Below are 13,113 nucleotides of genomic sequence, written 5' to 3' on the forward strand. Positions count from 1 at the left end.
GCGTCCGATCACACGCCATTCATCGACTCAGCGGCTAATCATCTGAATTAATTGATTATTTCTGTTGACCCTGTAGCTACTACAGGCTTCATCCTCCCCCTCATTCGATACTTCCCAAGCACTTTGAAGAGAATCCGGCAATGCGCATCCTGGTGGTTGAAGACGAACCCAAAACAGCGGACTACTTGCACCAAGGCCTGAGTGAAAGTGGTTATGTGGTCGATCGCGCCAACAATGGCGTGGACGGTTTGCACCTGATTCAACAGCAGCCTTACGAGTTGGTCATCCTGGATATAAACCTGCCGGGCAAAGATGGCTGGCAAGTGTTGCAAGATATGCGCGGACAATCTCAGGCACGGGTCATGATGTTGACCGCTCGCGGTCGTCTGGAAGACAAGGTCAAGGGACTGGACATGGGCGCCGATGATTATCTGGTCAAACCCTTTCAGTTTCCCGAGTTGTTGGCACGGGTGCGCACCCTGATACGGCGCGCTGAACCTGCAGCCCCTTCGCAAGTATTGCAAGTGGCCGATCTGCAACTTGATCCGCGACGTCATCGGGCTTATCGCGGCGATCGGCGTATTGACCTGACCACCAAGGAATTCACCCTGCTACATGTATTGATGCGTCATTCGGGAGAAGTACTGACCCGCACGCAAATCATTTCCCTGGTCTGGGACATGAACTTCGACTGCGACACCAACGTGGTGGAAGTGTCCATCAGCCGCCTGCGGGCCAAGATCGACGAAGCCCACGAGGTGCGGTTGATCCACACCCTGCGCGGTGTCGGTTATGTCCTGGAAGTGCGCCCATGAAAACCTCGCCCGCCCCCGCCAGCAATAGCAGCCTGTCCATGCGCCTGGGGCTGACCGTCAGCCTGATGGGGGCGGCGCTGGTGCTGCTGCTGGCGAGCCTGGCCTACCTGGCCCTGAGCCACGAGCTGGACAACCTGGCGCGCAAGGGTCTGGACAGCAAGCTGGAACAGATCCGCCACAGCCTGACCAGCGACCTCAAGAGCAGCGACCTGGCCGCCCGCCCCCACTCCCTGCTGGACCTGGTGCTGGGCCACGACAACCTGCAATTGAGCATCCTGGGCAGCGACCCGCTGGCCGAGCCCCTGCTCAATGTCGGCGGCGATCTGCAGCAATCGCTGCCCGAGGCCCTGAAGAAGGTGCCCGACAGCGGTTACTTCGACTGGCGCGACCACCGCGGCACCCAGTTGCTCGGCGCCGCCCGAGCGATGAGCCTGCGCAACGGCGAACAGGTGCGGGTGATCCTGAGCCTGGACCGCAGCAACGATCAGGCCCTGCTCAGCGCCTATCTGCGCTCCACGGTGATTGCCCTGCCGCTGTTGCTGCTGCTGATCGGCATCGGCGCCTGGCGCCTGGTGCAGCGCGGCCTGCTGCCCCTGCAGCAGTTCACCCGGGTGGCCGCCAAGGTCACCACCCAGGACCTGACCCATCGCTTGAACCTGGAGCGGTTGCCCCGGGAGCTGGCGGAACTGGGCCAGGGCTTCAACGTCATGCTGCACCGCCTGGATGGCGGGGTGCAGCGCCTGTCGCAGTTCTCCGACGACCTGGCCCATGAACTGCGCTCGCCCATCAGCAACCTGATGGGCAAGGCCCAGGTGACCCTGTCCCGGGAACGCCCGCCGGAGGAATACAAGGCCGTGCTGGAATCGAGCATCGAGGAACTGGAGCGGGTCACCCGGATCGTCGCCGACATGCTGTTCCTGGCCCAGGTCAGCCAGCCGGCCTCCCAGGCCCGCTTCACCCGGGTATCCCTGGCCGAGGAGGCACGCCGGGTCATGGACCTGTTCGCCCTCAGTGCCGAGGACAAGCAGCTGGCACTTGAGTTAAGCGGCGACGCCTGGGTGCAGGGCGATCGCCTGATGATCCAGCGGGCGATTTCCAACCTGCTGTCCAATGCCATTCGCCATTGCCCGGAACAGGGACGGATCACCCTGCGGATCGAACGCCAACTGCAGGACGTCAGCCTGGCCGTGGGCAACCCGGGAGCGGGCATCGCCGCCTGCCACCTGCCCCATCTGTTCGAGCGCTTCTACCGGGTCGACAGCAGCCGCACCCGGGCCGAAGGCGGGACCGGACTGGGCCTGGCGATCGTTCGCTCAATCATGAACCTGCATCAAGGACGCACCGAGGTCGCCAGCGATCCACAGCACCTCACCGAGTTCCGCCTGGTGTTCCCCAAGCCCGATCCGGCCTTGCACGATGCCTAGAGCAGCCAGCCGCCCAGCGCCGCCCCCAGCAGCACCAGGGCCCAGGGCGGTACCCGGCCGCTGCGCAGCATCACCAGGGCCAGCAGCACCGCCAGCAGTTCTGTGGGCCCGGTCACGCTGCTGGTCCCCAGCGGCTGGTACAGCGCGGCCGCCAGTACCCCCACCACCGCGGCATTGACCCCGGCCAGCGCCGCCTGGATGCGCCGACGTTGGCGCAAGGTCTGCCAGAAAGGCAGCACGCCGATCACCAGCAAAAAGCCCGGCAAGAAGATCGCCAACAGACAGATCAGGGACCCGGGCCAACCGTCGATGGCCGCCCCGATGAACGCCGCGACACTGAACAACGGCCCCGGCACCGCCTGGGCGCTGGCATAGCCGGTCATGAACAGGGGATCGCTGATCCAGCCGGACTCCACGACCTGACTCTGCAACAGCGGCAACACCACATGCCCGCCGCCAAAGACCAGGGCGCCGATGCGATAGAAAGCGTCGAACAGGCGCAGCCAGGTGTGTGGCCACAGCGCCGACAGCCAGGGCAGCACCAGCAATAGCAAGGCAGCCACCGCCAGTAGCAGCGCACCCAGGCGCCGACTGCCCCAGGGGGCGAGCGCATCGACCTCGGTCCGGGCGGCCGGGGTGATCAGCACCCCCCCCACCAGCGCCGCCAGCAGCATCACCAGCAACTGTCCGCTCAGGCCCGGCCAGCGCAGCACCAGCCACGCGGCGAGCAGGGCAATGGCGATACGCAAGGCACCACGACACAGGCTGCGGGCCATTCCCCACAGCGCCAGGGCGACCACGGCGACCGCCACAATCTGCAAGCCCTTGAGCACCCCGGGAGGCACCCCACTGCCGATTCCCAGCGCCAGCAAGGCCAGGGCCAGCGCCGACGGCAAGGTGAAACCGAGCCAGGCGCACAAGGCACCGGGCAGGCCCGCCCGTGACACCCCCAGGACAATGCCGACCTTGCTGCTGGCCGGTCCCGGAAGAAACTGGCACAGGGCGACCAGCTCGGCGTAGGCCGCCTCCCCCAGCCAGCGGCGGCGCTGGACGAACTCCTGACGGAAATACCCCAGGTGCGCCACCGGCCCACCGAACGACGTCAGCCCCAGGCGCAGGAACATCAGGAAAATCTGCCAGGGACTTTCCCTGGACGCGCAAGGCTCGGACGCCGGGCTGACAGCGGACATTACAAGGCTTTACTCCAGAACAGCATGCGGCCATGGGCCGGATCGAGCTTGGCGTCGGCGAAACCGCAGGCCTGGTAGGCCGCCTGAGCCCGGGCATTGCCCTCCAGCACCTCCAGGGTGATCTTGCAGCAGCCCCGTTGCCGGGCGATGTCCTCGACCTTCTGCAGCATCCGCCGGCTCAGGCCCTGACCGCGAAAGCCGTCGAGCACCAGCACATCGTGGACATTCACCAGGGGCCGACAGGCAAAGGTGGAAAAACCCTCGAAGCAGTTCACCAGCCCCACCGGCTGGCCCCCGGCAAAGGCCAGCACACTGAACGCCTGAGGCCGCTTGGCCAGTTCCGCCGGCAGTTGCCGGAGCAGGTCCTGCTCCAGGGGCCGACCACCCCCCATGGGGTCCTCGGCATAGTGGTTGAGCAGTACCCCTATGGCTTCGGCATGCACCGGATTGCTGTAGCTAGCTTGCAGCACCACGACATCGGCAACGTCCATGTTCATCCTCGATCAACGCATTGGAAGAGAGCGCTCAGGGCTCGGGCAGCCTGGATTGTAGGCCGGTGGATTTGACCAAACGAAGATATTCCCGCCACTTGCCAGAGAAAAATCCTAGGCAATGGAAACGACTCGCATCAGCGGCAAGCACTTCCCAGTCAAGCACCCGGCTGCCGGGCAAAACGCTGCAACTGCATCTCCCGCAGGCGGCTGAGGGTGCGACGGAAGGCAAACTCCAGGTAGCCCTCGGTGTACAGCTGCTCCATCGGCACCCGGGCCTCCAGGTACAGCGGCACTCCACGGTCGTAGCATTCGTCCACCAGGGCGATGAAGCGCCGCACGCTGTCGTCGTGGATCGACAGTTGCGGCAGTTCCCGATCGCCTGCCACCACCCGCTGGGCCCCATCCTCGGTGCCCCGGGCAATGCGCCCCGGACGTTGCCGGGCACTGAGATTGGGCACCTCGCTGAGGAGGATCGCCCGGTAGCGGTCGCACAGGGCCATGAAATCCATGGCCGAGAACGGCTGCTCGCAAAGGTCGGCAAAGCGGCACCAGATCACCGTCGTCGCCGCCTTGACCACCGATACCGTTCGATAGCCGATCAGCAGCGGCTCGCTGGACACCGCCTGCCCCGCACTCAACTCGCGAAACAGCGGTTCCAGGGCACTGGGCTGGCCCTCGACGCTCAGCCAATAGCGCTGCGTGGCGGCGCCGGGGTGCAGGCGGTGGTCCTGCTCGCCGTCCACCGCCAGCACCTGCAGGTGCTGGCGGATGGCGTCGATGGCCGGCAGGAAGCGCTCGCGATTGAAGCCATCGGCATACAACTGTTCGGGGGGCTGGTTGGAGGTGCAGACCATCACCACCCCCTGTTCGAACATCACCTGGAACAGGCGCCCGAGAATGATCGCATCGCCGATGTCGTTGACGAACAGCTCATCGAAACACAGCACCCGCACCTCTTCTGCAAGCTCCCGGGCCAGGGCCTGCAAGGGATCGGCGGTGCCGGTGAGCTGGAACGAGCGCTGGTGCACCCAGCCCATGAAGTGATGAAAATGCTGACGCCGGGCCGGCACCCTGAGGCTCTGGTAGAACTGATCCATGAGCCAGGTCTTGCCGCGCCCGACCGCGCCCCACAGGTAGACCCCCTGCACCGGCTTGCGCCCCTGATGCAGCGCCTCATGACATTGCTGCAAGGCTTGCACCGCACGCGCCTGGGCGGGATCGGCGACAAAGCCGTCCTGCTCCAGGGCATGCCGGTAAGCGCTCATGGGGGAATCGAATGGCATGGGCCGCTGGCCTCCTGGCAAAGAGCCGCAGTATGCCATCACCCGCCGCTCCGGGCCTGATCCGTGGCCGCCGCCAAACCCGCGAGCGGCGCCAGGGAGCGCCAGGGCCTGGGCCGCGCCCAGGCCCTTTGCGCCCCTGCCGGCCGTTGGCGGCCTGCGGCCGCGGCTGCATCAGCGCGAGATGTCCAGGCGCTCGATGCGGCCCTGGTCGTCCAGGCGGAAGGTGTGGCGCAACGCCTGGGGGCTGCCGGGGAAATCGCCGCACACCCGGCTGTCGAGCAAGATCTTTCCGGTACGCTGCTGAACCCCGAGGACTTCCAGGCGACGCGCGCCTGCGCCCATCCAGCGGGCAATCTGCTGGGGCCCCACGCAGTGCTCACGCTCATCGAAAATCTGCGCCCGGGCGGCGAAGATCGACGCCACCAGCGTGCTGTCGCCGCTGTTGACCGCCGCGACATAAGCGACGATGGCCGGGGCCAGGGAAGGGTCTGTGGCCGACATGACAAAAGCTCCTTGCTGTTGAATGAGGACGCCATGCTAAAGCCCCCTTGCGTCATTTCCTGTCAGCAGTGAATCGGCCCTGCTCATCGCTCTGCAGGCGTTTGCGCCAGGCTCGCAGCCAGTCGCTGCGCCGCCCCGGATACAGCTCGCCCTGCTCCTGGGCGACGGCGATGCGGTCGGTGCGAAAGGTCCGGTAATCGCCCCGCAGCTCGCACCAGGCCACGATCACCCGGGCCTCGTTGAGAAAACCCAGGGCCAGCGGCCAGATCAGCCGCTGGCTGGGGGTGCGGTTGACGTCGGCATAGTCGATCAACAGCTTGGCCTGATGACGGATCGCCTGGCGGAACACGTTCAGCGACACCGGATTGTCCGGAAAGCCCCAGCCCGCCGGGCCCGGCAGCAGGGTCGGGTTGCGCAAGGCATCCTGGGCCGCCGGGGCCAGCACCGCGGCGATCTTGGCCATGGCGTCGGCGGCGACCTTGCTCAGCACCTCGTCGCCACGCTGATCGACGTAACGCAGGCCCAACACCACGGCCTCGGTTTCATCGGCATTGAGCATCAACGGCGGCAGGAACAGCCCGCTGCGCAGCACATAGCCGATGCCGGCCTCGCCGTAGATCGGCGCGCCGAGGGAGGTCAGCTCGGCAATGTCGCGGTACAGGGTGCGCTCGGACACCTCCAGCTCCGCCGCCAGGGTAGCGGCGGTAACGGGACGGCTCTTGCCTCGCAGCATCTGCAACAGGGTGAGTAAACGGCTGGCTCGCGACACCTTGGACGGACTCCGGAAAAAACACCGGCGCAGATTACCAAAGCCTCCTGACAGTTTCTGTCAGGAGGCTGAGTGCTGGCGGGGGATTGTGTTGCCGCTGCCGCAGGCTGCGAACGGCCCCGGGGACGCAGGATCCCGGCCGCCCTCCAAGGGCCGGCCGGGGATCGCCAAACAAGGCCCCGCGGGACTAGGCGCTGCCTCGCCGGGGGCCGGCAGCGGCGACCGCAGCAGCGTCAGTAGGCCATGGTCCAGGTCAGGGTGTAGGTGCGGCCACGGCCCTGGTAGTCATAGAGGTAGTCCGGGCCGTAGGTCGGCGAATAGAACAGCTTGGCGCGCTGGCCCCAGACCGTGCTGTATTGCTTGTCCAGAAGGTTCTGGATGCCGCCGCTGAAGGTGCCGAAGGCTGTGTCGTGGCTGCCCAGCAGGTCGAAGGTGGTGTAGCCGTCGATGGTGTTGGGCGCATCGACGCTGTGGGTGGCGTCGATCTGCCTAACCGCGTCGTCCTTGAGGCTGAAGGCGTGGTTGCCCTGCAGGCGCACACTGCTGCTGTCGTCCTTCCAGCCGACGAAGGCGGTCAACTTGGACAGGGATGCATAACGGGCGTCGCGCTTCTTCCAGCCGCCGTTCTTGCCCTCCTCCTCGGAACGCACCGCGTGCAGGGTGCCTCCCAGCTCCCAGCCGTTCTGCAAATGCCGGGTCAGGGCGCTCTCGAAACCGTAGTCGCGGCTCTTCTGATCCTTGACGTCGATGGTCAGGGTGGCCTGGTCGGTGGTGATCACCTTGTCCGACCAGATGTAGTACAGCGCCGCCTGGGCGTCCCAGTCGCTATCAGAAAAACGCCAGCCGGTTTCCACCTGGCGGCTCTTGATCCCGGCCAGCGGGTTGTCGTCGACGCTCAGCCCCGGCTTGCCGTAGAACTTGGCCGGGTCCGGCAGATCGAAGCCCTCGCCGTAGTTGACCCACAGCTGATGGCCGTTCTTGAAGTCGTAGATGCTGCCCAGGTTGTAGAGGTTGACCGCATAGTCGTTGCTACCCCCAGGCACGTTCTTGAACTGGTCGACATCCACGTCCATTTGCTGGCGCCGGTAGCCGCCGGACACCGTCAGGTTGTCGGTGGCGTGCCAGTCCAACTGGGCGTAGCCGGACAGGCCGTCGACCCGGTAGCTGGGATAGCGCGGCGCCTTGCTCTGGGTCACCAGGTCGAGGCCGCCGCTGCCCGAGGACAGGCCCTGGTCGAAGATGCTCTGTTCGGCGTTGAAACGCTCCCGGTCCAGGTCCACGCCGTAGGTCAGCTTGAACGCTTCGAACTCCTTGGCGAACAACGCCTTGAGGCTGGTGACCTCGAAGTTCTGCTGCGAAGCGGCGAAATACACGCCCTTGGAACCTGCGGGGCTGCCGCTGTTGTAGTAGGGAAACGGGAAGAAGTTGTCGTCTTCCTTGCGGTACGAGGCCTGCAGGTAGAAGTCCTGGCCCAGCACGTCGCTGTGGTGGTAGTTGGCGTTGAGCAGCAGGCGCTTGGTGCGCGGTTCCAGGTCCGTGGAGTAGCCGCTGCGCAGCTCGGCGTCCTCCAGGTTGGACGGCGCCTTGTACCTGAGGTTGGGGAAGTAGATCCCGGTGCTGCCGTGGTTGCCCGAGTCGTAGTACTGGGCCAGCAGGTCCAGGCTCTGCTCCTCGTTGAACTGCAGGGCCAGGCTGCCCATCAAGTCCAGGGTGCGGTTGTACTGCAGGTCGGTCTGGGTGTTGTCGATGAAGATCTGCTGGCCGGCGCCGTCATAGAACGCCCGGTTCTGCTCCCCCGCCACCGCCAGCCGGCCGCTGATGGCGTCGTTGCCGCCACTCACCGACTGAGCGATGCGGGTGGTCAGGTCGTCGCTGTTGTTGAAGCCGCTGCTGGCGCCCAGTTGCGTCTCGAAACGCGCCGGGCCCGGCTCGCCTTTCTTGGTGACGATGTTGATGATGCCGCCGGTGGCGCCGCCGCCGTAGATGGCGCTGGCCCCGGACAGCACTTCAACCCGCTCGACGTTGAACGGCGAAATGCTGTCGAACTGCCGGGACAGGCCCCGGGAGCTGTTCTGGCTGACCCCGTCGATCATCACCAGGACGTTGCGCCCACGCATGTTCTGGCCATAGTTGGTGCGCCCTTCCGGCGCCAGATCGAGGCCCGGCACCAGCTTGCCGATGGCTTCCTTGAGGCTGACCCCAGTGCTCAACTGCTCGCGCAGCTGGCTCTGCTCCACCACCCACACCGTGCCGGGGATCTCGCTGATCGCGGCGCTGGTGCGCGAGGCCACGCTGACCTGGGTCGGCTTGAGGTCCAGGCTTGCAGCCGGAGCCGCCGCGCGGCGCAGGATCACGGTGCGGCCATCGCTGAACGACCAGCTCATGCCGCTGCCGGCCAGCAGGCTGTGCAGGGCCTGGGCCAGGGTCAGTTCTCCGTTGAGCGCGGTGGATTGCAGGCCCGCGACATCGCTGGTGGTGTACAGCAGGCGCACATCGGCCTGGTCGGCGAAGCGGGTCAGCGCCTGATCCAGTGGCTGGGCCGGCAGGTTCAGCGAAACCCGACGCGCCTCGGCAGCGCTGGCCTGGGTAAGTGTGGCGGCCTCGTCGGCCAGCGCCAGAACCGGGCTCAAGGCTCCGGCGAACAGCGCCTGAGCCAGTAATGTGCGGCGCATGATGTGTTGACCGCGCCCCAGTGTCGACAGCTTGAACATAGCTTTCACGTGTTCCTTCCCAGCCGGTTGAAATGTCGTCAATGAGAATGATTTTCTTCTCAGTCTCACTACGACGATTTCCCGCAGCGGAACTTGCAGTGCACCGGGCAAAAAAATTTGCCTCAGTGCAACAGCGCCAGCCAGGGCAGGTAGGTGACGTGCAGCGGATAGCGCTGCTGCAAGGCGTTGAGCGAGCCGCGCGGGTCGTTCAGGTCGAACACCCCGCTGATCGGCAGGGCCGCCAATGGGCCATCGGAAATCAGGATGCGCCCATGCTGGTAGCGCTCCAGTTCAGCGATCACCTCCCCCAGCGGCCGACCGTTGAAGATCAGCTTGCCGCGCTGCCAGGCGGTCAGGCTGGCAGCATCCACGCGCTGCTGGGCCAGCAGCGGCTGGCCGGCCCGGTATTGCAGGCGCTGGTCGGCCTGGAGCAGCACCGGCGCGTGGTCGCCGCTGAACTGCACCTGGCCCTCGCGCACCACCACCGTCAGTTGCTCGCCCTCGCGGCGCACGCTGAAGGCACCGGCAGCGCCTTGCAGTTGCTGAGCCTGGGCCTGGACCACGAACGGTCGCTGCGGGTCGGCCAGCGGTTCGAACAGCGCCTCGCCCGCGCGCAGGATCACCCGGCGCTCGTCCAGCGAATAGGCCACCGACAACGCACTGCCACTGTTGAGGGTGACCCGGGAGCCATCCGCCAGGGTGATGCGCTGTTGCTGGCCGACCCCGGTGTGGTAGTCCGAGCTCAAGGCCGGCCACTGCTGCCAGCCGATGCCAGCACCCACTGCCAGCAGCAGCGAAGCCGCCAGGGCCGGCCAGAAGCGCCGCGGCCGGCGCGCCACCGGCGCCTGATGCTGCTGCGCGGCCTCGGTGTGCCCCAGATCGCCCCACAACTGCTGGGCCTCGGCGGCAGCCGCGGCGTGCGCCGGGCTGCGCTGGCGCCACTGCTGGAACGCCAGACGCTGGGCTGGCGTGGCGTGGCCGGAATGCAGCAGCACCAGCCAGTCGATGGCGGCGTCTTCAAGGTTTTCGGGGTGGTCGGTCATGGCGTCGGCAGCCGCTGGCAGGGAATTATTCATGGTGGACCTTCAGCCAATCGCGGCAATGGCGCAGGGCCTGGCCGATGTATTTTGCCACCATGCTTTCGGAAACACCCAGGCGCACGGCGATCTGCGCCTGGGTCAGGCCTTCCAGACGATTGAGCAGCAAGGCCTGGCGGGCGTTGTCCGAGAGCTGCGCCAGGGCCTGGTCGAGCAGCGCCAGGCGCTCCTTGGCCAGCAGCACCGCTTCCGGCGCCGGGGCCGGGTCCACCGCGTCATTGTGTGGCTCGCCGTCGCTGAGGTTGGCCGCCAGGCGCTGCTCGCGGCGCAGGGTGTCGATGGCCAGGTTGCCGGCCACGCGGAAGATGAAGCGGCGATCGTCGTGCACCTCCAGCGTCTGCTGGTCGACCTTGAGCAGCTTGAGGTAGGTTTCCTGGGCCACGTCCGCCGCCCGCTGGCGATCGCTCATGCGCCGGGTGAGAAACTTCAGCAGGTCGTTGTAATGCTCTTGAAAGCTGCGCAGCAGGCTGGGGGTGGGCAGCATCGGAAGGCGGTCCGCGGATCGGGGAGGCGGATTATTCCACAAAGGCAAATGAGAAACAGTATCTTTCGCATCCCTGGCAAATTGCCTTTATCCACCGGCCTGCCCTTCTGACAGCGGCGCCTTTCTGGCATCCTGCGCCTCCTTTTTTCTGACCGGGTGCGCAAGTCTTGTCCATGCCATGGCTGTGCGGCCCAAGTCCCGTCCACTTTCCGACGTGTGTTCCCGTTGTTTGCACACGCCACTGGCAGGCCTTTTCCCATGACCGCACCTGATCGTTCCCCGCCCCGCTACACGTCCGACCTGATCTACGGCCTCGACGACCGTCCGCACTTCAGCGCGGCGATCTTCGCCGCCCTGCAGCATGTGCTGGCCAGCTTTGTCGGCATCATCAGCCCGACCCTGATCTTCGGCGGCGTGCTGGGCCTGGAGAGCGAGCTGCCCTACCTGATCAGCATGGCGCTGTTCGTCTCGGGCCTGGGCACCTTCGTCCAGGCCCGGCGTCTGGGGCCGATCGGTTCCGGCCTGCTGTGCGTGCAGGGCACAAGCTTTTCCTTTATCAGCGTGCTGCTCAGCGCCGGCTTCATGGTCAAGGGCCGGGGCGGCAGCACCGACGACATCCTCTCCACCATCTTCGGCATCTGTTTTGTCGCGGCCTTTATCGAAATGTTCCTGAGCCAGTTCATCGGCAAGCTGCGCAAGCTGATCACCCCGGTGGTGACCGGCACCATCATCACCCTGATGGGCCTGTCGCTGATCAAGGTGGCGGTCACCGACATGGCCGGCGGCTACGGCGCCAGCGACCTGGGCGCGGCGAGCAACCTGGGGCTGGCGGCGCTGGTGCTGCTGACCATCGTGATACTCAACCGTTTCAACCATCCGATGCTGCGCCTGGGCTCGATCGTCATCGGCCTGACCCTGGGCTTCGTGGTGGCCTGGATGCTTGGCCGGGTGGACCTGGCGGCTCTGCCCGAGGTGCCGCTGGTGAGCGTGCCGGTGCCGTTCAAGTACGGCTTTTCCTTCGACCTGATTGCCTTTATCCCGCTGGCGGTGATCTTCCTGATTTCGCCCCTGGAGGCGGCCGGCGACCTGACCGCCAACTCGATGATTTCCCAGCAGCCGGTCAAGGGCCCGCTGTACATCAAGCGCATCAAGTCCGGACTGCTGGCGGACGGTTTCAACTCGGCGGTGGCGGCGGTGTTCAACAGCCTGCCGATGGTGACCTTTGCCCAGAACAACGGGGTGATCCAACTGACCGGCGTGGCCAGCCGCTACGTGGCCTACTTCATTGCCGGGCTGCTGGTGCTGCTGGGCCTGTTCCCGGTGATCGGCGCGGTGCTGCAACTGATGCCCAAGCCGGTGCTGGGCGGCGCCACCCTGATCATGTTCGGCACCGTGGCGGTGGCCGGGATCAAGATTCTCGCCGAGGCCGGGCTGCACCGGCGCAACGTGCTGATCGTGGCCATTTCCCTGGGCATGGGCCTGGGGGTGGCGGCGGTGCCGGAGGTGCTGCGCGAGCTGCCCAAGGCCCTGCACAACATCTTCGAGTCGCCGATCACCGTGGGCGCTTTCTGCGCGATCTTGCTCAACCTCTTCCTGCCGGAAGAATTCCTCGAACTGGAAGAGGATGAGTTCGACCCGGAAGCGGCGACCCTCAAGGTCATGCAAGACCCGGACATGAGCGCTAAAGCGAACTCCTGAGGCTGGCGGGCGTCTATGCTGCGTGCGCGGGTGTCGGGCTCTCGGCTTTGGATGTTGCAAGGCCCTGGGGGCCTTGTCGCAGCCTCGCAGGCTCGGCAGCGGCTACAAGGTGTCGGTCCGTCATTCATTTCCATTGTTGACAGGTATTGCATGCGTAGATTGATCGCCTTGACCCTGGTACTGCTCAGCCTCGGCGCCTGCGCGCTGTTGCCCAACCGCGATCCGCTGGCGATCAACGTGGTGGGCATCGAGCCGCTGCCGAGCCAGGACCTGGAAATGCGCTTTGCGGTGAAACTGCGCCTGCAGAACCCCAACGAAAGCCCCATCGACTACAACGGCGTGGCCCTGGACCTGGAGGTCAACGGCCGCCCGCTGGCCTCCGGGGTCAGCGACCAGCAGGGGCACATCGGCCGCTACTCGGAAGACATCCTGGTGATTCCGGTCAGCGTCTCGGCCTTTGCGGTGCTGCGCCAGACCCTGGGCCTGAGCCAGACCCAGAGCCTGGACAACCTGCCCTACGTGCTGCGTGGCAAACTGGCCGGCGGGCTGTTCGGCACCCAGCGCTTCATCGATCGCGGGCAGATCAGCCTGAACAACCCCGGCGCCTGGTAAGCCCTGGGCTCTGTACCAAAGGTTTTGCGACGAAG

At 65.7% G+C, this 13,113-nt stretch carries 12 protein-coding genes; 4 read left to right on the forward strand and 8 right to left on the reverse strand.

The window, feature by feature from the left end; all coding sequences use genetic code 11:
* Positions 1–140: 140 nt before the first annotated feature.
* Both POS17_RS15585 and POS17_RS15590 read left to right on the forward strand, forming a co-directional pair.
* Positions 141–815 carry a heavy metal response regulator transcription factor gene (locus POS17_RS15585; RefSeq protein ID WP_060839400.1) on the forward strand — a complete coding sequence of 225 codons (675 nt, stop codon included), beginning with the start codon at positions 141–143 and terminating at the stop codon, positions 813–815.
* Positions 812–2,239, forward strand: a complete 1,428-nt coding sequence (locus POS17_RS15590; RefSeq protein WP_060839401.1) for a heavy metal sensor histidine kinase — start codon at positions 812–814, stop codon at positions 2,237–2,239. Before POS17_RS15585 ends, POS17_RS15590 begins: the two co-directional genes overlap by 4 nt.
* Here POS17_RS15590 and chrA read toward each other — a convergent pair.
* The 8 genes from chrA to POS17_RS15630 form a co-directional block, all read right to left on the reverse strand.
* A complete protein-coding gene (gene chrA, locus POS17_RS15595; protein WP_060839402.1) occupies positions 2,236–3,429 on the reverse strand; it encodes a chromate efflux transporter in 1,194 nt (397 codons plus the stop codon). The genes POS17_RS15590 and chrA overlap by 4 nt on opposite strands.
* The gene (locus POS17_RS15600) at positions 3,429–3,920 is read right to left on the reverse strand and encodes a GNAT family N-acetyltransferase (RefSeq protein ID WP_060839403.1); all 492 of its coding nucleotides are present in this window, start codon (positions 3,918–3,920) and stop codon (positions 3,429–3,431) included. The genes chrA and POS17_RS15600 overlap by 1 nt, the downstream gene beginning before the upstream one ends.
* Before the next feature lie 158 nt (positions 3,921–4,078).
* A complete protein-coding gene (gene zapE / locus POS17_RS15605; protein ID WP_060839404.1) occupies positions 4,079–5,206 on the reverse strand; it encodes a cell division protein ZapE in 1,128 nt (375 codons plus the stop codon).
* A gap of 171 nt (positions 5,207–5,377) precedes the next feature.
* Positions 5,378–5,707: a ketosteroid isomerase gene (locus POS17_RS15610; protein WP_060839405.1), complete on the reverse strand. Its 330-nt coding sequence runs from the start codon at positions 5,705–5,707 to the stop codon at positions 5,378–5,380.
* A 52-nt stretch (positions 5,708–5,759) separates the two neighbouring features.
* Positions 5,760–6,476 carry a helix-turn-helix transcriptional regulator gene (locus POS17_RS15615; protein WP_060839406.1) on the reverse strand — a complete coding sequence of 239 codons (717 nt, stop codon included), beginning with the start codon at positions 6,474–6,476 and terminating at the stop codon, positions 5,760–5,762.
* 233 nt (positions 6,477–6,709) lie between these two features.
* Entirely contained in the window at positions 6,710–9,187 is a 2,478-nt protein-coding gene (locus POS17_RS15620) for a TonB-dependent siderophore receptor (RefSeq protein ID WP_060839407.1), read from the reverse strand.
* 122 nt (positions 9,188–9,309) lie between these two features.
* Positions 9,310–10,263, reverse strand: a complete 954-nt coding sequence (locus tag POS17_RS15625) for a FecR family protein (protein WP_060839408.1) — start codon at positions 10,261–10,263, stop codon at positions 9,310–9,312.
* On the reverse strand, positions 10,256–10,768 hold the full coding sequence (locus tag POS17_RS15630; protein ID WP_060839409.1) for an RNA polymerase sigma factor: 513 nt from the start codon (positions 10,766–10,768) through the stop codon (positions 10,256–10,258). Before POS17_RS15630 ends, POS17_RS15625 begins: the two co-directional genes overlap by 8 nt.
* 258 nt (positions 10,769–11,026) lie before the next feature.
* Between POS17_RS15630 and POS17_RS15635 the strand changes: the two genes are divergently transcribed.
* Both POS17_RS15635 and POS17_RS15640 read left to right on the forward strand, forming a co-directional pair.
* On the forward strand, positions 11,027–12,466 hold the full coding sequence (locus POS17_RS15635) for a nucleobase:cation symporter-2 family protein (protein ID WP_060839410.1): 1,440 nt from the start codon (positions 11,027–11,029) through the stop codon (positions 12,464–12,466).
* Between the two features lie 150 nt (positions 12,467–12,616).
* Positions 12,617–13,078 (forward strand): LEA type 2 family protein, encoded by a 462-nt coding sequence (locus tag POS17_RS15640; RefSeq protein WP_060839411.1) that lies wholly within the window; start codon positions 12,617–12,619, stop codon positions 13,076–13,078.
* Positions 13,079–13,113: the final 35 nt, after the last annotated feature.

Origin of the sequence: Pseudomonas sp. Os17 (assembly GCF_001547895.1) — a bacterium.
Lineage (GTDB): Bacteria > Pseudomonadota > Gammaproteobacteria > Pseudomonadales > Pseudomonadaceae > Aquipseudomonas.

Excerpts from the sequence above, each read along its gene's own strand:
- POS17_RS15635 (WP_060839410.1), top strand. The coding sequence starts at position 11,027 with ATGACCGCACCTGATCGTTCCCCGCCCCGCTACACGTCCGACCTGATC.
- POS17_RS15630 (WP_060839409.1), bottom strand. The coding sequence starts at position 10,768 with ATGCTGCCCACCCCCAGCCTGCTGCGCAGCTTTCAAGAGCATTACAAC.
- POS17_RS15640 (WP_060839411.1), top strand. The coding sequence starts at position 12,617 with ATGCGTAGATTGATCGCCTTGACCCTGGTACTGCTCAGCCTCGGCGCC.
- POS17_RS15625 (WP_060839408.1), bottom strand. The coding sequence starts at position 10,263 with ATGAATAATTCCCTGCCAGCGGCTGCCGACGCCATGACCGACCACCCC.
- zapE (WP_060839404.1), bottom strand. The coding sequence starts at position 5,206 with ATGCCATTCGATTCCCCCATGAGCGCTTACCGGCATGCCCTGGAGCAG.
- POS17_RS15610 (WP_060839405.1), bottom strand. The coding sequence starts at position 5,707 with ATGTCGGCCACAGACCCTTCCCTGGCCCCGGCCATCGTCGCTTATGTC.
- POS17_RS15585 (WP_060839400.1), top strand. The coding sequence starts at position 141 with ATGCGCATCCTGGTGGTTGAAGACGAACCCAAAACAGCGGACTACTTG.
- POS17_RS15590 (WP_060839401.1), top strand. The coding sequence starts at position 812 with ATGAAAACCTCGCCCGCCCCCGCCAGCAATAGCAGCCTGTCCATGCGC.
- POS17_RS15620 (WP_060839407.1), bottom strand. The coding sequence starts at position 9,187 with ATGTTCAAGCTGTCGACACTGGGGCGCGGTCAACACATCATGCGCCGC.
- POS17_RS15600 (WP_060839403.1), bottom strand. The coding sequence starts at position 3,920 with ATGGACGTTGCCGATGTCGTGGTGCTGCAAGCTAGCTACAGCAATCCG.
- chrA (WP_060839402.1), bottom strand. The coding sequence starts at position 3,429 with ATGTCCGCTGTCAGCCCGGCGTCCGAGCCTTGCGCGTCCAGGGAAAGT.